Raw genomic sequence first — 20,403 nt, forward strand, 5'->3', positions numbered from 1 at the left:
GAGGGGCTGCCACGGGATTGAAACGTGGCCGCCATACTGTGCGCCTGCGCGCTTTGATTTCCTCATCCGCCCGGCTCGCGCAGGCCGCACGGACGCTCCTTCGAGTCCCGTACATGCATCTGAACCACCGAATCTTCCGTCGTCATCCGTTGGCGCTGGCATGCGCCGCATTGTCCGTGGGCCTGGTCGCCCCGGCCTTCGCGCAGCAGGCCGCCACCCCGACCAGCGCCACTGCGCTGGATGCCATCACCGTGACCGCCGAACGCCGCGAGCAGAACCTGCAGGACGTGCCGGTGTCGGTCGGCGTGGTGCAGGGCGAGCAGCTGCGCGACTACACCGCCGGCGGCGATGACACCCTGTTGGCGCTGTCCGGCCGAGTGCCGGGCTTCTATGCCGAGACCACCACCGGGCGCATCTTCCCGCGCTTCTACATCCGTGGCCTGGGCAACATCGATTTCTACCTGGGTGCCTCCCAGCCGGTGTCCATCATCCAGGACGACGTGGTGCTGGAACACGTGGTGCTGAAGTCAAACCCGGTCTTCGACGTGGACCAGATCGAGGTGCTGCGTGGACCGCAGGGCACGCTGTTCGGTCGCAACACCACCGCCGGCATCGTCAAGTTCGACAGCATCAAGCCGAGCCAGGACGCCAGCGGCCGGGTCAATGCCAGCTACGGAACCAACAACAGCGTCGCCGTGGATGCCGGCCTGGGCGGCCCGATCAACGAGGTGGCGGCGTTCCGCGTGTCTGCGCTGTACCAGCATCGCGATGATTACGTGGATAACACCTACGCCGGCGCCAGCGCCGATGGCACGATGGCGCCGCGCAAGGATGCGATGGGTGGCTTCGACGATCGCAACGTGCGCGCGCAGCTGCTGCTGGCCCCCACCGAAAACCTCTCGGTGCTGGCCTCGGCGCATGCGCGGGACTACGAAGGAACCTCCACGCTGTTCCTGCGCGGCGGCATGGTCAAGGGCTCCAACCAGCCGATCGCCGCGCGCGACCGCGTAGCCTACGACGAGGCCGCCAACAACCCGCAGGCCTACAAGACCTACGGTGGCTCGCTCAAGGCGACCTATGATTTCGGCGCGGTGGAACTGACCTCGATCACTGCTTACGAGACCACGTCCGGCTACAGCCGCGGCGACACCGATGGCGGCGCGGCCGCCAATTTCCCGGTCAATGGCGTGCCCAATGGGTTCGGCCAGTCGATGGGCCAGGTGCGCGATCTCGACCAGTGGACCCAGGAAGTCCGCCTGGCCAGCGTGGGCGATGATCGCTTGAGCTGGCAGGCCGGCCTGTTCTACTTCGACGGCCGCGATATCACCGACTTCTACCAGCGCGGCTGGTTCCTGCAGGGCGCCGCGCGCAATCCCAACAACTGGGTGCGGCTGCGCAATACCAATACCTCTGTCGCCGGCTTCGGCCAGCTGAGCTACAAGGCCACCGACCAGCTGACGCTGACCGCGGGTCTTCGCCAGACCCGCGACGAGAAGCGCACCCGCCTGCTGAAGACCGCCGACACCGCAGCCGGTGCGGTGACCTACCGCGGCCGTACTGACGTGGAGATGAGCGACACCACGCCGAGCTGGGACCTGAGCGCGATGTACCAGATCAACGACCAGGTGGGCGTGTATGCCAAGGTCGCGCGCGGCTTCCGCGGACCGACCATCCAGGGCCGCTCGGCGGTGTTCAACTCAGACTTCACCACGGCCGATTCGGAGACGATCCTGTCCTGGGAAGCCGGCGTAAAAAGCACGCTGTGGGACAATCGCCTGCGCTTGAACGCGACTGCCTTCACCTACCAGGTCAACGACATCCAGCTCAACGGCAACGATTCGGATGGCAATGGGGTGCTGTTCAATGCGGACAAGGCACGCGCCTACGGCCTGGAGGCGGACATGGAACTGCGCCCGGTTCCGAACCTGACCCTGAGTGCGGGCGTGAGCCTGCTGCACAGCGAAATCCAGGATGACCGGGTGTACGCACAGGTGTGTGCGCTGAACGGCGTGGTGGTGTGCAGCGTGAACGACCCGACCATCAAGGTTGGTGCCAACACCTTCGCGCAGATCGACGGCAATCCGCTGCCGAACGCGCCGAAGTACGGCATCAACCTGGCGGCCCGCTACGATTTCCCGGTGAGCGATGCTGGCACGGTATTTGTGTCCACTGACTGGAACAAGCAGGGCTATACCAGCTTCGTGCTGTACGACACGGCCGAATTCAACTCCAAGGGTGATTTCGAAGGCGGCCTGAAGCTGGGCTACTCCGGCGGCTACGGCGCCTACGAAGTGGCGCTGTTCGCGCGCAACATCACCAATGAGAAGAACCTCAAGGGCGTGATCGAGAACTACATGGCAGCGGTGTACAACGAACCGCGCACCGTGGGTGTTTCGCTGAACATGAACTGGTAATGCGGAACGGGCAATGACGGCCGCTGGCCGTCATTGCCTCCCGGTGGGTGGCGCTCGCTCGGTGGGTGCCGCCCCGTGGTCGGCACCGCTTGGGATCCGGCGCGGAGAGCGTGACGACCAACGGTCGTCACCCACCAGTGGGGTAGTCGTCACCCACCGGGGATCGTCCGTCAGGGCAGCAGCGGCTGCAGCTTCGGCTCCAGCACCTGCTGCCGCCAGCCGGCCAGCGGGGCCGGCCAGGTGCGGCTTCCCAGATAGCTTTCCAGATGCTTGCGCGAAGCCAGCACGCCATCGGGCAGGCCCAGTGACTGGCTCACCTGCGCTACCGCTTCCTGCAGTTTCTTCAACGCCTGCTTGTTGGCATCGGTAGCCTGCAGCAGCTGCGGCGCATCGGCTTCGTCGTCCAACGGCGTGGTCAACGCCTGCCACACCGCACCTGCCAGCTTGCGCGGCGCCTTCGGGAACTGGTCGAACACCTTGCCCAGCGCCGCTTCGTCCACCGGTGGGACGCGGGCGAGGGTAGCGGCCAGTTCGTTGTCGAGGATCCAGCTGCGCGGGCGGTCGCTGGCACGTGCCTGCTGGTCTCGCCAGCGCAGCAGGCGCAGCAGCCGGCGCTGCGCCGGTGCATCCAGGAACTGCGCCGAGCGCATGCCCAGGTGGGGCCAGCGCTCTTCGTCATGCTCCACGCTGGCCAGCAGGCGCTCGCCATCGTCGGCCAGCCACTGCTGGCGATCCTGCGCTTCCAGCTTCGCCACGATGGCATCGTGCAGTGCGAACAGGTGCTCGACGTCGTCGGCGGCATACTGCAGCTGCGCATCCGACAGCGGCCTGCGCATCCAGTCCGAGCGCGTTTCACCCTTCGCCAGTGCCACGCCGGTGATTTCCTGCACCAGCTTCTGGTAGCCCATGCCGCCGCCGATTCCCGCCAGCGAAGCGCCGATCTGGGTATCGAACAGTGGCCGCGGCAGCACGCCGCAGGTGTGTTTGAACGCCACCAGGTCTTCGCTGGCGCTGTGCATCACCTTGATGATGGAGGTATCGGTCAGCCACGGCGCCAGTGCCTCGGGCATGCCCGGGATCAGCGGATCGATCAGCAGGACTTCGTCGCCGACGGCCATCTGCACCAGGGCCAGTTGCGGCCAGAAGGTGCGCTCGCGGATGAACTCGGTGTCCAGGCCGATGCGGGAGGGACGCAGCTGTTGCCGCGCCTGCAGTTCTGCGGGGGTGTTGATCCAGATTGCCACGGGGCGTTCGACTTCTCGCGTTTGCTCAGGAAGGGGAGAATAGCCTAACGTCGGCCCGCACCCCCGGCCTGAAGGAGTTGGTTTTGCGTCTGCCGCGCCCGTACCTGCTGTTGCCCGCCCTGTGCCTGCTGGGGCTGACCGGCTGCGGTGAGCCGTCGCCGGCGCCACGCGCGCCTGCTGCCACAGCGGCCGAGCCGGCGCCACGCGCGCGCGATGCCCAGGCAGGCGGCGAAGCCACGGTGACCATCGGCGGCCAGGACGAAGCCGAAACGGTGCAGCGCTGGACGCCGCCGCCGGTGACCATCGACCCTGCTGAGCGCGCCGTTGCGCGCCGCCGGGCCGAGCAGGCCCAGCGTGAGGGCCAGCTGTTCGAAACCAGCGAGTCGGCCATTCCGCTGTGGCTGGCCCTGCTGGAGCAGGATCCGCAGGATCGTCGCGCCCGCGATGGCCTGCAGCGCGCGCAGCGGCAACTGCTGGTGCAGGCCAGGACATTGCTGGCACAACCGCAGCAGCAGCGCATGGCACTGGCCGAAGCGGCCCAGATCGCACTGGTACTGCTGACCATTGCCCCGGACAACGAGCAGGCGCGTGCGTTGCAGCGGCAGGTGGAAGTGGCCCAGCGCACGGTGGCGTTCAACCGCGCCGGCGAAGACGACCTGCGCGCCGGGCGGATCGGCGAGGATGGCGACGGCGCTCTGGTCAACTTCCGCGATGCGCTCGCCCTGGACCCCGACAACATGCGTGCGCGACAGGGCCTGGCAGCAGCCGAAAGTGGACTGATCGGGCGGGCTGAGATCGCCGCACGGGCCGGGGATTTCGCCGCCGCAGGCACCTGGCTGGCCGAAGCCAGCAAGGTGCGCGATGCCGCCACGACCATCGCCGATGCCTTCGAGCGGATCGAGGCGATCCGTGCAGCCACCCTGGCCACCCTGCGTGCGCGGGGACTGCGGGATCTGGCCACCCCACAGGGCCTGAAGGCGGCCGGCGAGAAGCTGGAGCAGGCCATGCGCATCGCCCTGCCGGGCAATGCGGACGTGGCGCTGTTGCGCGAGCGCATCGAGCTGGCCACGCATTACGGCAGCTTCCGCCCCGGCCAGGTGTTCAGTGATCCGCTGCGTGATGGCGGACGCGGACCCCGGATGAAGGTGGTGCCGCATGGTGGCTTCCAGATGGGCGCCGGGCTGCACGAACCCGGTGCCAGCGACGCCGAGCGACCGTCCCATTACGTGCGCTTCGAGCGCGGCTTCGCGATGGCGATGACCGAGGTGACCGTGGCCGATTTCGCCCGCTTCGTGAAGGCCGCCAATGCCCGCCCGCGGGCTACCCGGCGAGGCCATTCCATTGTCTATGACGAGCGCAGCGGCAACTTCATCCGCCGCAGCGGGGTCGACTGGCAATCGGACTACGACGGCGGCCGTGCGCTGGCCAACCAGCCGGTGATGCATGTCAGCGTGCGTGACGCCGAAGCCTATGCGAACTGGCTGTCAGAGCAGACCGGGCGCTCCTACCGGCTGCCGAGCGAGGCCGAGTTCGAATACGCGGCGCGCGCGGGGGCGTCGGGCCGTTATCCGTGGGGCGATGCCGGGGTGCCGCCACCGGACTCGGGCAACTTCACCGGCAGCCTGGACGTTTCGCCCACCGGGCGGCGCTGGGCCAATGCCTTCATCGGCTATGGCGACGGCTACTGGGGCGCCGCGCCGGTGGGGATGTTCAAGCCCAATGCCTGGGGCCTGCATGACATGGGCGGCAACCTCAGTGAATGGGTCGCCGACTGCTGGCACGCGAGCTATCGGCGTGCGCCTTCCGATGGCGCGGCCTGGTTCAATCCGGGCTGCCGCGCGCGGGTGATCCGCGGCGGCAACTGGGCCAATGCCCCCGAACAGACCCGCGCGGCATGGCGGCAATCGCAGGATTCGGACACCACCAGCGGGCGGATCGGCTTCCGGCTGGTGCGCGGCATCTGAGCTGCACGCCATCTGGGCTAGGATGAGCCGTTACCCGCCGGCCCCGGCGGGCCTGGCCAGGACGCATGTCGATGCGCAACGATCCGTTCTCCCGTTCTTCGCAGCAGGGCCCGCGCCGCGGCGGCCTGTTCGGCAATGTCCGGTGGCTGGTGCTGCTGGCCTTTGCCGGCTACGCCGCGTTCTACTGGTTTTCCAACCGGGCGGTGGATCCGTACACCGGCGAGTCTGTGCTGATCGACAGCACCCTGGACGTGGACCAGGAAAAGGCGCTGGGCCTGCAGGCCTACCAGGAGATACTGGCGCAGGAGCGGCCGCTGGATCCGAATGCACAGGTGTCGCGCGACGTGCGTGAGATCGCCCAGCGGCTGATTGCCAAGGTCGACGTGGTGGAAACCGCGCTGGCTGAAGAACATGGGCTGAAGCCGGGACATTTCTCGCGCGGGTTCGATTGGGAAGTCAACGTGATCCAGTCCGACCAGGCCAATGCGTTCTGCCTGCCGGGCGGCAAGATGGCGGTGTATACCGGGCTGGTGCCGGTAGCGCAGACGCGCGATGCGATGGCCGTGGTAATGGGGCATGAAATCGCCCATGCGTTGTTGCGCCATGGTGCGCAGCGCATGGCGCAGCAGAAGCTGACCCAGATCGGCCAGATGGCCGGTGCGGCCAGTGGCATGGACCCACAACAGCAGCAGATGGTGATGGCGGCGATGGGCTACGGCTACCTGCTGCCGTATGCGCGCGGCCATGAAACGCAGGCCGACGAAGTGGGCCTGATGCTGGCTGCGGCGGCGTGTTTTGATCCGCGCGAGGCGGTGCCGCTGTGGGAGCGCATGGGCCAGGCCAGCGGCGGGCAGTCGCAGCCGGAGTTCTCTTCAACCCATCCCAATCCGGGCACGCGCATCCAGAACCTGCAGGCGTTGATGCCCAAGGCGATGCAATACCGCCAGCGGTTCTGCGAGCAGGCGCGGCAGTAGGGCGGAGGACGGCCAGCGGCCGTCAGGACCGGGTGCGGGTGACCTGCAGGTCGATGACCCCATCGCCGACCTTGGCCTGCACGGCGTCGCCGGGCTGGACCTGGCTCACGCTGCGGACCAGCTGGCCATCGTCGGTGCGGGTCAGGATGCTGTAGCCACGGGCCACCGTCGCCAGCGGGCTGACCGCTTCCATGGAACGGGCCAGTCCACGCAGGCGCAGCGCGTCGTTCTGCAGTCGGCGCTGCATTGCGGCCTGCGGGCGGCCGCGCAGGGCCAGCAGGCGGCGCTGCAGGCCTTCCAGCTGGCGCTGCGGATGGAACCCGCGCAGCACCGCCGCCGCATGCCGCAGGCGCGCCGTACGTTGCTGCCCCTGCTGCTGGCGTACCGCCTGCAGGCGCCGGCCGAGGTCGGCATGGCGCCGTTGCAGCAGCTGCAGCCGGGCCTGTGGGCTGCAGGCATTGAGCCGCAGCAGCAGGCGGTCCGCGCGCTGCATCGCCTGGCCCAGCGCATGCCGGTGAAGCTGCTGCAGGCGCGCTGCGTCACGGCGCAGGCGGCGGGCCAGGTCCTGCTGGTCGGGCACCAGCAGTTCGGCGGCCACCGACGGGGTCGGCGCGCGCAGGTCTGCTGCGAAGTCAGTGAGGCTGAAGTCGGTTTCGTGACCCACCGCGGACACCACCGGCGTGCGGCTGCCGGCCACCGCGCGGGTCAGCGCTTCATCGTTGAACGCCCACAGGTCTTCCAGCGAGCCGCCGCCGCGGGTCAGCAGGATCACGTCGTAGCGGCCGCTGGCGTCGGCGGCCTGCAGCAGGCGGGTGATCTGCGGCGCCGCCGAATCGCCCTGTACCAGCGACGGCAGCAGGTCGACCTCGAGCAGCGGGAAGCGCCGGGCCAGCACGCTCAATACGTCGCGCACCGCCGCGCCGGTGGGCGAGGTGATCACCGCCAGGCGCTGAACGTGGGCGGGCAGCGGGCGCTTGCGCGCCGGGTCGAACAGGCCTTCGGCTTCCAGCCGTGCCTTCAGCTCCTCGAAGGCGCGGCGCAGGGCCCCTTCGCCGGCTTCTTCCATGTGGTCGATCACCATCTGGTACTCGCCACGTGCGTCGTACAGCGTGACCCGGCCGCGCACCAGCACGCGCATGCCTTCGCGGGGCACGAAGCGCAGCGTGGAGGCCTTCATCCGGAACATCGCCGCGCGCAGCTGTGCGCGTGCGTCCTTCAGGGTGAAGTACATATGGCCTGACGAGGGACGCGCCACGCTGCCGAGTTCGGCCTCCACCCAGATGGCCGGGAAACTGCCTTCCAGCAGGTCACGCGCCAGCGTGTTGAGCTGGCTGGGAGTGAGGACATCGATGCTGCGCTGCTGCATGGGCACTCAACGGTCTTTCTGGATCAGGCCACCATGGTCGCACGTCGGACGCGGGCGATCACGCCGCGCCGTGCTGCCCCAGCGCCCATTGCACGTGTTCGCGCACCAGCGCTGAATCGTGCGTGCTGCGGCTGGTCAGCGCCTCCATCACCTGCGGTGAGGTCGGTGCGTTGCCCAGTGCCACGGCGATGTTGCGCAGCCAGCGCTCGTGGCCGCTGCGGCGGATCGGACTGCCTTCGGTGCGCTGCAGGAACTCCGCTTCGTCCCAGCTGAACAACGCGTCCAGGCGCGCGCGGTCCAGGTCGTTGCGTGCGCGGAAATCGGCTTCGTCGGTGCGCTTTGCAAACTTGTTCCACGGGCACACCAGCTGGCAGTCATCGCAGCCGTAGATGCGGTTGCCGATCAGCGCACGCATCGGCTCGGGGATGGCACCTTCGTGTTCGATGGTCAGGTAGGAAATGCAGCGCCGCGCATCCAGCCGCTGTGGGGCGATGATGGCCTGGGTGGGGCAGACCTCGATGCAGCGGGTGCAGGTGCCGCAGTGCGCGCTGGCAGGCTGGTCGATCGGTAGCGGCAGGTCGATGTAGATCTCGCCAAGGAAAAACCAGGAGCCGCCGTTGCGATCGATCAGGCAGGTGTGCTTGCCGATCCAGCCCAGGCCGGCATCGCGGCCGAGCGCGCGTTCCAGCACCGGCGCGGAGTCGACGAACACGCGGAAACCCAGCGGCGTCACTTCATCGCTGATCTGCGCGGCCAGCTTCTGCAGCCGGTTGCGCATCAGCTTGTGGTAATCGCGGCCCAGCGCGTAGCGCGCGACGTAGGCACGGCCCGGATCGGCCAGCGTGGCCCAGGCTTCGGTGTCGTCCTTGTGGCTGTAGTCCATGCCCAGCGAGATCACCCGCACGGTGCCGGGCAGCAGTTCGGCCGGCCGCGCGCGCAGCGTGCCGTGGCGCGCCATCCAGTCCATCGTGCCGTACAGGCCCTGGCCCAGCCAGTCCGCCAGGTGCGCCTCGTCTTCGGCCAGGTCCACCCCGGCGATGCCGCAGCGCTGGAAGCCATGCGCACGCGCCAGCGCGCGGATGCGCTGGACGGCGAGCGCCGGATCCAGGCCGGCGGGCAGGGGGGGGGAATCGGGATGCATGCCCGCAAGTATAGAATCCCTGCATGCTGGACCCCTCCGCTCTGTTCGATTCCGCTGCCGCCCGTTCATTGGATGCGCGCGCTTCCGCGCTGGCCGGTGATGGCGGCTGGTCGTTGATGGCTGCCGCCGGCAAGGCCGCGTGGCAGTGCCTGCTGCAGCATTGGCCCGATGCCCGGCACATCGCGGTGGTGGTGGGGGCGGGCAACAATGGCGGCGATGGCTGCGTGCTGGCCCTGCATGCGCTGCAGGCCGGCCGCCAGGTCAGCGTGCTGACCCTGCCGGGCACATCGCCGTCCACCGCGCTGAGTGCCCGTGCCGCCGCCGAGCTGGCGCGCGCCGGTGGATGCAGCACCCCATTCGATGGGCACCTGCCCGGCGCCGATGTGATTGTCGATGCGCTGTTCGGGCTGGGCCTGCGGCAGGCGCCGCGCGCTTCGGCGCAGGCGGTCATCGAAGCGATCAACGCGCAGGCTGCGCCCGTATTCGCGCTGGATGTGCCCAGTGGCATCGACGCCGACCGCGGCAGTGCGCCGGGTGCGGTGGTGCGCGCCACGCTGACGCTGCAGTTCATCGTGGCCCATCGCGGACTGCATACCGGCGAGGGACTGGAACATGCCGGCCAGTGCGAGCTGGCGACCTTGCCGCTGCCTGCAGATGCATGGGGCGGTGTGCACGTGGCCGCCGACTACTGGCAGCGCGACCGCCTGCCTGGATTGTTGCCGCCGCGTCGCCGCAACGCCCACAAAGGAACCTCCGGACACGTGCTGTGCGTGGGCGGCAACCATGGCAGCGGCGGTGCCCTGCTGATGACCGCGCACGCCGCGCTGCGGGCCGGTACCGGCCTGGCCAGCCTGGCCACGCGCGGCGAACATATCGGCGCGGCGCTGGCACGGCTGCCCGAAGCGATGAGCCACGCGGTGGACTGCAACGCGGACCTGCAGGCGCTGCTGCAGCGGGCCAGCGTCGTCGCCATCGGGCCGGGGCTGGGGCAGGACGACTGGGCGCAGGCACCGTGGCGTGATGCCCGCGACAGCGGCAAGCCGCTGGTGGTGGACGCCGATGCGCTGAACCTGCTGGCGCGCGATCCACAGGCCGTCCCGCAGGCGATCCTCACTCCGCATCCCGGCGAGGCCGCGCGACTGCTGGAGACCACCACCGCTGCGGTGCAGGCCGACCGCTTCGCCGCGGCCACTGCACTGGCCAAGCGCTTCCATGCGGTAGTGGTGTTGAAGGGTGCGGGCAGCCTGGTGGCGGCGCCGGACGGGCATACCGCCGTGGTCGGCGCGGGCAATCCCGGCATGGCGGTCGGCGGCATGGGCGACCTGCTCACGGGCATCATCGCCGCCCTGCGTGCGCAGGGTCTGGCGCCGTTCGAGGCCGCGGCCGGCGGCGCCCTGCTGCACGGGCTGGCCGGCGATGTCGCCGCTGCCGACGGCCAGCGCGGCCTGCTTCCCACCGACCTGCTGGCGCCGTTGCGCCGGCTCTGCAATCCGGATCCTGTCCATGCTTGAACTGCATCTCCCCACTCCCGAGCACACCGACCTGCTGGGCCAGGCGCTGGCGGCGACCCGCCCGGCGCAGGCATTGCTTGAACTGCAGGGTGACCTGGGCGCGGGTAAATCGACCACCGCACGCGCGCTGTTGCGTGCGCTGGGCGTGACCGGTGCCATCCGCAGCCCCACCTATACGCTGGTGGAACGCTACCCGCTGGCCGACGGCAGCGAGGCCTGGCACATGGACCTGTACCGGATTGGTGGAGCGGCCGAACTGGACTTCCTGGGCCTGGACGAGGGCACTGCCTCGCTCTGGCTGGTGGAATGGCCGGAGCGCGGTGCAGGCGCATTACCGCCGACGGATCTGCGGCTCGAGCTGGAAATGGCGGGCACGGGTCGACGCGCCAGTCTCATTCCATTGAGCGATTCCGGTGAAGCCTGGGTGAAGCGACTGCATGAAGCAGGCGAGTTAGCTTCGCTTTCTGTATATCGACCATAACAAACTGATGAAAGTTACGGATTATTAAGGGAAAAGGTTTGCAATCTGTTCAGCGCAGTGATTGAATCCTGAGCCATGCGCTTACCCTTCCGAACCCTTGCTCTCTGTGCCGCTGCCGGACTCGCCCTGGCGGGTGCCGACGCGTGGGCGGGTGAGATCAACCAGGTGCGCCTGGATACCGGCGCGACCGGCACCCGCGCCGAGATTTCGCTGGCTGGTTCCGGTGGCTACAAGACCATCGCACTGTCCGGTCCGAACCGCCTGGTGGTGGATTTTCCGGAGTCCTCGGCAGTGCGCGGACTGAAGCTGCCGGCCGCGCAGGGCGTGGTCACGGCGGTGCGTACCGGCCAGCCGGTGCCGGGCACCTTCCGCGTCGTGTTCGACCTTGCCGACAACGTGGCCCCGTTCAAGCCGCAGATGCAGCAGCAGGGCGGGCAGTCCAAGCTGGTCATTGAATGGCCCGGCGATGCGCCGGCCACGGCAGCCCGCATGTCACCACCTGCGAGCGCGCCGATCCCTGCGGCAGCTACGGCAGCGGCCACCCCGCCGCCGGCCACGGCAGTCAACGCCGCGCAGACCCGCAGCGATGCCGCGCGGGCCACCGCGCTGCTCACCGCACAGGTCCAGCAGCAGGCCACGGCTGTCGCCGTTGCGCCGGCCGCACCGGCAACGCTGCCCAGCACCACCACGGCCACCGTTGCCGGAACCGGCGCCGGTACCGACGCCGCTACGCCGTCGCCGGCCGCCATCCTGGCCGGCCAGCCGACCCAGGCGCCGGTGCGTACCACCATCGCCGGCACCATGCCGACCCGTACCGGCGCTGCGGCCGCGCCTTCAGGCGCTACCTCGCAGCCGCCGGAAACCGCGCCGATCGCGCCGCGTCCGAGCATGCCCAGCGACGTGGCGCGTGTGAGCATGAAGCCGGGCATGCGTCCGCTGGTGGTGGCCATCGATCCCGGCCATGGCGGTCAGGATCCGGGTGCCGTGGGCCCCAGCGGCAAGCGTGAGAAAGACATCACTCTGGCCGTTGGACGCGAGCTTGCCCGCCAGGTCAATGCGATGCCGGGCCTGAAGGCCTACATGACGCGCGACAGCGACGTGTTCATTCCGCTGCCCATGCGCGCACAGAAAGCGCGTGCGGCGAAGGCGGACATCTTCATTTCGATCCACGCCGATGCTGCGGAAAACCGCGCTGCGCGAGGCTCGTCGGTGTACGTGCTGTCCACCAAGGGCGCCTCATCGCAGCGCGCCCGCTGGCTGGCGGACAAGGAAAACGCGGCCGACCTGATCGGCGGCGTCAGCCTGCAGCGCACCGAGGGCACGCTGGCCAACGTGCTGTTGGACCTGGCGCAGAGCGGCTACATGAAGGCCTCCGAAGATGCTGCCAGCCATGTGCTGGGCGGACTGAAGCGGATCGGCAACAACCACAAGCCGAACATCGAACGCGCGAACTTCGCGGTGCTGCGCACCTCGGACATGCCGGCGATGCTGGTGGAAACCGCCTTCATCTCCAATCCGGATGAGGAGCGCCGCCTGATGGATCCGGCGTACCAGCGCAAGATCGCCGCCGCCGTGCTGGATGGCGTCAATGTGTTCTTTACCCGCCAGCCGCCCCCGGGAACCCTGTACGCCGCACGTGCGCAGGCGGAGATGGAAGCGGCCAGCACCGTGGCCGGCGGCAGCAAGTAGCCGCGGTAGCGCCGAGCCATGCTCGGCGAGCGCAGCGGCGAAGCGCTGACGACCAACGGTCGTCAGCCACAGCGGCCGTCACTACCGGCGCGCGGCGCGGCCGAAGCCGCCCATCCGCTATCATCGGCGGATGAAGTCAGCCTCTGTTTCCCACTCCATCCGCACTGTGCTCCACGCCTGCAGGCGGGCCCGCGCATGAGCGCAACCATCCGTCCGCTGCCGGAGATCCTGATCAACCAGATCGCCGCCGGCGAAGTCGTCGAGCGGCCGGCGTCGGTGGTCAAGGAACTGGTCGAGAACGCGATCGATGCCGGTGCCACCCGCGTCGATATCGAACTGGAAGAAGGCGGCGTGCGCCTGATCCGGATCCGTGACAACGGCAGTGGCATCGCCGCCGAGCAGTTGCCGCTGGCGGTGTCCCGCCACGCCACCAGCAAGATCGCCAGCCTGGACGACCTTGAAGCGGTGGCCACGCTTGGCTTCCGTGGTGAGGCCCTGCCGTCCATTGCCTCCGTCAGCCGCTTCACGCTCGCCTCCCGGCGCGCGCAGGACGAGCACGGCTCGGCGCTGCAGATCGAAGGCGGAAAGCTGGGCGAAGTGCTGCCGCGCGCGCATGCGCCGGGCACCACCGTTGAAGTCCGCGAACTGTTCTACAACGTGCCGGCGCGGCGCAAGTTCCTGCGCGCCGAGCGTACCGAACTGGGGCACATCGAAGAGTGGCTGCGCTCGTTGGCGCTGGCTCGCCCGGACGTGGAACTGCGCGTTTCGCACAATGGCAAAGCCTCGCGCCGCTACAAACCCGGCGACCTCTACTCCGATGCGCGCCTGGGGGAAACGCTGGGCGAGGATTTCGCCAACCAGGCCGTGCGCGTGGACCACAGCGGTGCCGGGCTGCGCCTGCACGGCTGGATCGCACAGCCGCACTATTCGCGCGCCAGCACCGATCAGCAGTACCTGTACGTCAACGGCCGCTCGGTGCGTGATCGCAGCGTGGCGCACGCAGTGAAGATGGCTTACGGCGACGTGTTGTTCCATGGCCGGCAGCCGGCGTATGTGCTGTTCCTGGAACTGGATCCAACACGGGTGGATGTCAACGTGCACCCGGCCAAACACGAGGTGCGCTTCCGCGACTCGCGCCTCGTGCATGACTTCGTCTACCGCACCCTGAAGGACGCACTGGCCGATACCCGCGCCGGGATGGCCGCACATGAGATCGGCGCCGGGGTCGAAGCGCAGGCCCTTCCGCAGGCGGCGACGCCATGGTCAAGCGGCCAGCCCGTCGGCGGAGGCGGTGGTGGAGGCTACGGTAACTGGGGCGCGCAGCAATCGCCGCTGGGCCTGCAGGTGGCCGATGCCCCAGCGGCCTACGCCGCGCTGTACGCCGGGCCTGCCGGCAGCCAGCAATCGCTGCCGCCGATGCCGTCCGAACGTGGGTTGCCGGTGACCAGTGCCGATGCCGGGGTGCCACCGTTGGGCTACGCGGTGGCACAGCTGCATGGCATCTACATCCTGGCCGAAAATGCCGAAGGCCTGATCGTGGTGGACATGCACGCCGCGCATGAGCGCATCGGCTACGAACGGCTGAAGCATGCCCACGATGGCATCGGCCTGCACGCCCAGCCGCTGCTGGTACCGATCACCCTGGCAGTGGGCGAACGCGAGGCCGACACCGCCGAACGCGAAGCGGAGACCTTGATCGCACTGGGCTTCGACGTGACCCGTGCCGGCCCCGGCGCCCTGCATGTGCGCAGCATCCCGGCGCTGCTCGCCAACGCCGAGCCGGAAGGCCTGCTGCGTGATGTACTGGGCGACCTGCGCGAACACGGCCAGTCGCGGCGCGTGGCGACCGCGCGCGATGAACTGCTGTCCACCATGGCCTGCCACGGCGCGGTGCGCGCCAACCGGCGATTGACGGTGCCCGAAATGAACGCGCTGCTGCGCGACATGGAAATCACCGAACGCTCCGGCCAGTGCAACCACGGGCGCCCGACCTGGGCACGTTTTTCGCTGGCGGAGATCGACCGCTGGTTCCTGCGCGGACGGTGAAGGGGATGATCATGGGGAAGGGGTACAGCAGCGCCGGACTGATGCTGGCACTGGCAATGAGCGGCTGTGGTGGCAAGGCGCCCGAGGCGGCGCCGGCCGTGCAGGAAGATCCGGCCTTCGCACGGCAACAGCAGCAGTGGCGGATGCAGCGCTATCAGGAGCTGACCGCGCCGGATGGCTGGACCGCGCTGGTCGGCCTGCATTGGCTGGAGCACAAGGCGCATTACATCGGGCGTGGGCCAGGCAGTGGCATCCGCCTCGCCGCAGGGCCGGACAAGCTGGGCATGGTCAGCCGGCAGGGGCAGCGCTGGTCGTTCACTCCAGAACGCGGCGTGCCGCTGAGCGTGGACGGGGCGGCGGTGACCGGACCGATCGCGTTCAACAGCGACCACGACCCGCAGCCAACCCGCATTGCCTTCGATGACGGCAAGGGGCAGCTCAGCCTGCTGCAGCGCGGACAGCGCTTCGCGCTGCGCATCAAGCATGCCGACGCCACCTCGCGCAGCGGATTCACCGGTCTGGACTACTGGCCGGGAGGACCGCAGTGGCAGGTGCGCGCGCGCTTCCTGCCGCACCCGGCCGGGAAAACGCTGCCGATCGTGGATATCACCGGCCTGACCACCGCCATGCCCAACGCCGGGCTGGTGGAGTTCCAGCAGGACGGCACGACCTACCGGCTCGAGGCCATCGCCGAGCCCGGTGCGCCGTTGTTCCTGATCTTCGCCGACCGCACCAGCGGCCACGGCAGCTACCCGGCCGGACGCTACCTGGACACCGACCCGCCCGGCGCCGACGGCCATGTGCTGGTGGATTTCAACCACGCCTACAATCCTCCCTGCGCGTTCACTCCGTTCGCGACCTGCCCGCTGGCACCGCCGGAAAACCGGCTGGACCTGCCTATCGACGCCGGCGAACGCGCCTACCACCCACCCAAGGAAAGTGCGCCATGAAGCGTTCCGTCTCCCGCTGGATGATCGCCCCGCTGCTGCTGCTCGCTGCGGCCTTCAGCACCATCGCGGCAACGCCGGTGGCCGCGCCCAAGCCGGCGGCCACGCGCGCCGCACCGGTGCCGCTGCTGTGGAAGGTGACCGGCGCCGGTGATGCCCGCGTCTATCTGCTGGGCTCGTTCCACCTGCTGCGACCGGAGGATTACCCGCTGGCCGCGGAGGCTGAAAACGCCTTCGATGCAGCGCAGCGCTTGGTGTTCGAACTGTCGGCGCAGGACATGGAATCACCGGAGCTGGCCGGCAGGATGGTGCAGGCGGCAATGCGCACCGATGGCAGCGAACTGCGCCGTGACCTCGGCGATGCCACCTGGGCCAGGCTGCAGGATTACGCCACGAAGCATCCGCTTCCCCTGGCGCAGATGCAGGGCCTCAAGCCATGGTTCGTCGGCCTGAGCATCAGCATCGCGCAGATGCAGAAAATGGGGCTGGACCCCGCGCTCGGGCTGGACAAACACTTCATGGACCGGGCCGCCAAGGCGGGCAAACCGATCCTTGGCCTGGAAACCATCGATACCCAGATCGGCGTGCTGGCCGGCATGAGCATCGCCGAACAGCGGCAGATGGTGGAAGAAGCGCTGGAACAATCCGAAAAGGGCGATGCCGAGATCCGCGCGCTGCACGATGCGTGGCGGCGCGGCGACGACGTGCTGATGTGGAACCGCATGGCGGTGGACATGAAGCGGCAGTATCCGCAGCTCTATCAGCGCATCAACAGCGACCGCAACGATGCCTGGCTGCCGAAGCTGGAGCCGCACCTGCAGGCCGGGCAGGGCGGCACGCTGGTGGTGGTGGGCGCGCTGCACCTGCTGGGCAGCGATGGCGTGGTGGAGAAGCTGAAGGCAAAGGGCTACAAGGTGGAGCGGGTGCGCGCCAAGCGCTGAGCGCCTGCCTGCTGTTGCGGTAACGAAAAACGGCGCGTCCGCAAGGGCGCGCCGTTCTGCATCAGGCCAGCGGCCGCGCTGGGATCAGCGCGTGCGGCCCTTGCCGCCGGTGCCGCCGGCGGTTTCGGTCGGCTTGTGCGCAGCGCCGGGGCCCGTGCCCGAACGCGGCGCGGCACCGCCCGGCGCGCTGCCCGGCCGCGGACCAGTACCGGTGGAGGTGCCGCCCGGGCGCGGCCCGAAGCCACTGCCCATGCTGCGCTGGAACTCCTGCCAGAGCTCCATGTTGCGTTCTGTCAGCTGGTTCATCATCGCCCACGGCGTCTGCCCGAGCAGGTTGCCCATCTGCTGCCGGAACTGCTGCTGCTGGTCCAGGAACACCTGCATGCTGCGCTCCAGGTAGTTGCCCATGAAACCCTGCAGGGAATCGCCATAGAAGCGGATCAGCTGGCTGAGCAGCTGGGTGGAGAGCATCGGCTCGCCGTCCTGTTCCTGGTCGGCGATGATCTGCAGCAGGACCGAGCGGGTCAGGTCATCGCCGCTCTTGGCGTCGCGGACCTCGAAGTCTTCGCCGTCCAGGATCAACTGGCGCACATCCTCTATCGTGATGTAGCTGGAGATCTCGGTGTCGTACAGACGGCGGTTGGGATACTTCTTGATGATGCGGGTAGCAGCCATGAAGCAAGCACTCGTCACAGTAGACGCCCAGCATGGCGCAGCGCAGCACCCGTTGCAACGCCCAGAAGCCCTTGTGGCGGGCCCTGCGGGGCCGATCATGTTGCGCAGCAAGGCTTTTCATGTTGCGCAGCATTTTCGTTGCGATACGGCTTGTCGGGCCCCGCGCGTGCGGCGAGCGCCACACTGCGCGGGCAGTCAGGGCGGTGGTCACCAGCCCATGTGGTGGCCGCCGTTGATGTCCAGGTTGCTGCCGGTGATCCAGGCCGCTTCCTCGTTGACCAGGAAGGACACGCCGTAAGCGATTTCCTCCGGCTTTCCGAGCCGCCCGGTCGGGATATCGGCGATGATCTTGGCGCGTACTTCCTCCGGCACCGCCATGACCATGTCGGTGGCCACGTAACCGGGGGAAATGGTGTTGACGGTGATCCCGAAACCGGCATTCTCGCGCGCCAGGGAGATGGTGAACCCATGCATGCCGGCCTTGGCTGCCGCATAGTTGGCCTGCCCGTACTGGCCCTTCAGGCCGTTGATCGAGCTGATCTGGATCACCCGCCCCCAGCCGCGGCGGCGCATGCCCTCGATCACCGGACGGGTCACGTTGAAGACCGAGTTGAGGTTGGTGTTGATCACCTCATGCCATTGCTCCGCGCGCATCCGATGGAAGGTGGTGTCGCGGGTGATGCCGGCGTTGTTGACCAGGATCTCCACCGGTCCCAGCTCGGCTTCCACGGCACGCACCATCGCCTCGGCACTCTCCGGGCTGGACACATCGCCGGGGAAGATCGCGATCGCCAGGCCGCGTGCTGCCATGGCCTGCTGCCAGGCCAGCGCCTTGGCGTGGTCACGGTAGTTGGTGGCAACCCGGTGACCCTGGTCGGCCAGGCGTTGGCAGATGGCGGTACCGATGCCGCCGGTGCCGCCGGTGACCAGTGCGACGCGTGGAGTCATGCTGCGTTTCCGTAAACGTGGGGGGAAGGGGGATTCTGCAACATCACGGGCTGCTGTGCGCCTGCCGCGATGAAATGTCATGCAGGGGCACCCTGCTGCGATCAAATGCCGCCGCAGCCCGTTGCAGCAGGTCGGCATGCGTGGCCGCGCCGGCCAGTGCAGCGGCGGGCTGTCCCAGCAGTTGCCAGAGCTGCCGCAGCACGGCCATCGGGTCGCCTTCGTCCACCGGCTGCGCCGCTTCGGACTTGGACAGTTTTCGGCCGTCGGCACCCAGCAACAGCGGCAGGTGGCCATAGGTGGGGGTGGGCAGCCCGAGTGCCCGCTGCAAGAGGATCTGACGCGCGGTCGAATCGAGCAGGTCCGCCCCGCGCACCACCTCGGTGATGCCCTGCGCGGCATCGTCCACCACCACGGCCATCTGGTACGCCCAGCAGCCATCGGCACGGCGCAGGACGAAATCACCGACTTCGGCATGGACGTCCTGCTGCTGCGGGCCGCGCAGCGTGTCGCCGAACGACACCACGCTGGCGGGTGCTACGCGAAGGCGGATGGCAGGATCCGGGCGCGAATGGCGTGCAACGCAGCGGTGGTGGATGCCGCCGCTGGCAGCCAGCTCACTCCGGCTGCAATGGCAGGCGAACGCCTGGCCGCTGGCCACCAGGGCATCCAGCGCGTGCTGGTAGGCGTCCTCGCGCTGGCTCTGCCACAGCACCGGGCCATCCGGGTGCAGCCCCATGTGGCGCAGCAGGGCGAGCTGTGATTGCGCTGCGCCGGGGACGGTGCGCGGCGGATCCACGTCTTCCACGCGCAACAGCCAGCGACCGCCCTGGTGACGGACGGACAGCCAACTCGCGAAGGCGGCGAGCAGGGAGCCAGCGTGCAGCGGCCCGGTGGGCGAGGGCGCGAATCGGCCGCAATGAATGGGGGAGGTCATGCTGGCTGAATCGTCGGTCAGGTTGGTGCTTGAATTCAAGCTGAAGTCACCGCAGATTTAGCAACGTTACCCTCTCCAGAGCCAACTTTCCCCATGTTCAGTCGCATAGCCCTGTTCCTTCTTACCAACCTTGCGGTGCTGGTCCTCGCCGGTATCGTGATGTCGGTGCTAGGGGTCAATCCCGGCCAGATGAGCGGCCTGCTGGTCATGGCGGCGATCTTCGGTTTCGGTGGCTCTTTCATCTCGCTGCTGCTGTCCAAGTGGATGGCCAAGCGTTCCACCGGCGCGGTGGTGATCACCGAGCCGCGCAACGATACCGAGCGCTGGTTGCTGAAGACCGTTGAGCGGCAGGCGCGCGAAGCGGGTATCGGCATGCCGGAGGTCGCGGTGTACGACGGCCCGGAAATCAACGCATTCGCCACCGGTGCCAACCGCAACAAGGCGCTGGTCGCGGTGTCCACCGGCCTGCTGCACCACATGAGCGAAGACGAGGCCGAAGCGGTGCTGGGCCATGAAATCGCCCATGTCGCCAACGGCGACATGATCACCATGGCGCTGCTGCAGGGCGTGCTCAATACCTTCGTCATCGTGCTGGCCCGGGTGGTTGGCGGGGTGATCGACAGTGCGATGTCCGGCAACCGCGAAGGCGGCGGGCGGGGTATTGGCTACTTCGTGATCGTGTTCGTGCTGGAAATGGTGTTCGGCATCTTCGCCACCATGATCGCGATGTGGTTCTCGCGCCACCGTGAGTTCCGCGCTGATACCGGCGGTGCGCAGCTTGCCGGGCGGCAGAAGATGATCGCCGCACTGGAGCGGCTGAAGGTCAACCATGGGCAGAGCACGCTGCCGAGCCAGGTTGCTGCGTTCGGTATTGCCGGCGGCATGGGGCAGGGCCTGCGCAGGCTGATGATGAGCCATCCGCCGCTGGATGAGCGGATTGCCGCGCTGCGTTCTTCTGCGGTGGTCTGAATCTGGTTGGTCGAACGGGTGGGACCCCCTCGCGGGTGGCTTTGACGACTGAAGCCGAGCTTGGGTCGGGCGGTGGGACTGTGCGGGGGACGGCAGAAGCCGCATCCTGCGGGCCTCGTTTCGCGCCATCCATGGCGCTCAACGCCCCCGCCCAGCCCC

General features: G+C 68.3%; 15 protein-coding genes and 1 pseudogene. 10 read left to right on the forward strand and 6 right to left on the reverse strand.

Translation table 11 applies throughout. From position 1 onward, the window contains the following. Window positions 1–113: 113 nt before the first annotated feature. Window positions 114–2,414: a TonB-dependent receptor gene (locus tag H9654_RS15685; RefSeq protein WP_191771710.1), complete on the forward strand. Its 2,301-nt coding sequence runs from the start codon at window positions 114–116 to the stop codon at window positions 2,412–2,414. A gap of 170 nt (window positions 2,415–2,584) precedes the next feature. Here H9654_RS15685 and rnd read toward each other — a convergent pair whose 3' ends face one another. Next, window positions 2,585–3,658 (reverse strand): ribonuclease D, encoded by a 1,074-nt coding sequence (gene rnd, locus H9654_RS15690; RefSeq protein WP_191771711.1) that lies wholly within the window; start codon window positions 3,656–3,658, stop codon window positions 2,585–2,587. An 83-nt stretch (window positions 3,659–3,741) separates the two neighbouring features. On the opposite strand from rnd, the gene H9654_RS15695 reads away from it, so the two are divergent. Both H9654_RS15695 and H9654_RS15700 read left to right on the forward strand, forming a co-directional pair. Then, a complete protein-coding gene (locus tag H9654_RS15695; protein WP_225212109.1) occupies window positions 3,742–5,622 on the forward strand; it encodes a formylglycine-generating enzyme family protein in 1,881 nt (626 codons plus the stop codon). A gap of 71 nt (window positions 5,623–5,693) precedes the next feature. Next, window positions 5,694–6,596, forward strand: coding sequence for a M48 family metallopeptidase (locus H9654_RS15700; protein WP_191771728.1), 903 nt, complete (start codon window positions 5,694–5,696; stop codon window positions 6,594–6,596). A 22-nt stretch (window positions 6,597–6,618) separates the two neighbouring features. Here H9654_RS15700 and xseA read toward each other — a convergent pair whose 3' ends face one another. Both xseA and queG read right to left on the reverse strand, forming a co-directional pair. After that, window positions 6,619–7,962, reverse strand: a complete 1,344-nt coding sequence (gene xseA, locus H9654_RS15705) for an exodeoxyribonuclease VII large subunit (RefSeq protein WP_191771712.1) — start codon at window positions 7,960–7,962, stop codon at window positions 6,619–6,621. 58 nt (window positions 7,963–8,020) lie between these two features. Continuing rightward, window positions 8,021–9,103, reverse strand: a complete 1,083-nt coding sequence (queG, locus tag H9654_RS15710) for a tRNA epoxyqueuosine(34) reductase QueG (protein ID WP_191771713.1) — start codon at window positions 9,101–9,103, stop codon at window positions 8,021–8,023. Between the two features lie 23 nt (window positions 9,104–9,126). On the opposite strand from queG, the gene H9654_RS15715 reads away from it, so the two are divergent. The 6 genes from H9654_RS15715 to H9654_RS15740 all read left to right on the forward strand — a co-directional run bounded on the left by H9654_RS15715 (window position 9,127) and on the right by H9654_RS15740 (window position 16,718). Next, window positions 9,127–10,614, forward strand: a complete 1,488-nt coding sequence (locus H9654_RS15715) for an NAD(P)H-hydrate dehydratase (RefSeq protein ID WP_191771714.1) — start codon at window positions 9,127–9,129, stop codon at window positions 10,612–10,614. Further along, on the forward strand, window positions 10,607–11,095 hold the full coding sequence (gene tsaE, locus H9654_RS15720) for a tRNA (adenosine(37)-N6)-threonylcarbamoyltransferase complex ATPase subunit type 1 TsaE (RefSeq protein WP_191771715.1): 489 nt from the start codon (window positions 10,607–10,609) through the stop codon (window positions 11,093–11,095). The genes H9654_RS15715 and tsaE overlap by 8 nt, the downstream gene beginning before the upstream one ends. Window positions 11,096–11,170: 75 nt before the next feature. After that, the gene (locus tag H9654_RS15725; protein WP_191771716.1) at window positions 11,171–12,784 is read left to right on the forward strand and encodes an N-acetylmuramoyl-L-alanine amidase; all 1,614 of its coding nucleotides are present in this window, start codon (window positions 11,171–11,173) and stop codon (window positions 12,782–12,784) included. A 195-nt stretch (window positions 12,785–12,979) separates the two neighbouring features. Continuing rightward, window positions 12,980–14,830, forward strand: a complete 1,851-nt coding sequence (gene mutL, locus H9654_RS15730) for a DNA mismatch repair endonuclease MutL (protein WP_191771717.1) — start codon at window positions 12,980–12,982, stop codon at window positions 14,828–14,830. Window positions 14,831–14,841: 11 nt separating this feature from the next. Next, window positions 14,842–15,780 (forward strand): DUF1684 domain-containing protein, encoded by a 939-nt coding sequence (locus H9654_RS15735; RefSeq protein WP_191771718.1) that lies wholly within the window; start codon window positions 14,842–14,844, stop codon window positions 15,778–15,780. Further along, the gene (locus H9654_RS15740; protein ID WP_191771719.1) at window positions 15,777–16,718 is read left to right on the forward strand and encodes a TraB/GumN family protein; all 942 of its coding nucleotides are present in this window, start codon (window positions 15,777–15,779) and stop codon (window positions 16,716–16,718) included. The genes H9654_RS15735 and H9654_RS15740 overlap by 4 nt, the downstream gene beginning before the upstream one ends. Window positions 16,719–16,802: 84 nt before the next feature. On the opposite strand, the gene phaR is transcribed toward H9654_RS15740, so the two are convergent. The 3 genes and pseudogenes from phaR to gluQRS form a co-directional block, all read right to left on the reverse strand. Beyond that, window positions 16,803–17,393 carry a polyhydroxyalkanoate synthesis repressor PhaR gene (phaR, locus tag H9654_RS15745; protein WP_191771720.1) on the reverse strand — a complete coding sequence of 197 codons (591 nt, stop codon included), beginning with the start codon at window positions 17,391–17,393 and terminating at the stop codon, window positions 16,803–16,805. Between the two features lie 207 nt (window positions 17,394–17,600). Further along, the gene (gene phbB, locus H9654_RS15750; RefSeq protein ID WP_191771721.1) at window positions 17,601–18,341 is read right to left on the reverse strand and encodes a beta-ketoacyl-ACP reductase; all 741 of its coding nucleotides are present in this window, start codon (window positions 18,339–18,341) and stop codon (window positions 17,601–17,603) included. Then, a pseudogene (gluQRS, locus tag H9654_RS15755) lies at window positions 18,338–19,275 on the reverse strand (tRNA glutamyl-Q(34) synthetase GluQRS). Before gluQRS ends, phbB begins: the two are co-directional and overlap by 4 nt. A gap of 93 nt (window positions 19,276–19,368) precedes the next feature. Here gluQRS and htpX point away from each other — a divergent pair. Next, window positions 19,369–20,244, forward strand: coding sequence for a protease HtpX (gene htpX, locus H9654_RS15760; protein WP_191771723.1), 876 nt, complete (start codon window positions 19,369–19,371; stop codon window positions 20,242–20,244). Window positions 20,245–20,403 lie beyond the last annotated feature (159 nt).

This window comes from Stenotrophomonas lacuserhaii (genome assembly GCF_014836545.1).
Classification (GTDB): Bacteria; Pseudomonadota; Gammaproteobacteria; order Xanthomonadales; family Xanthomonadaceae; genus Stenotrophomonas; species Stenotrophomonas lacuserhaii.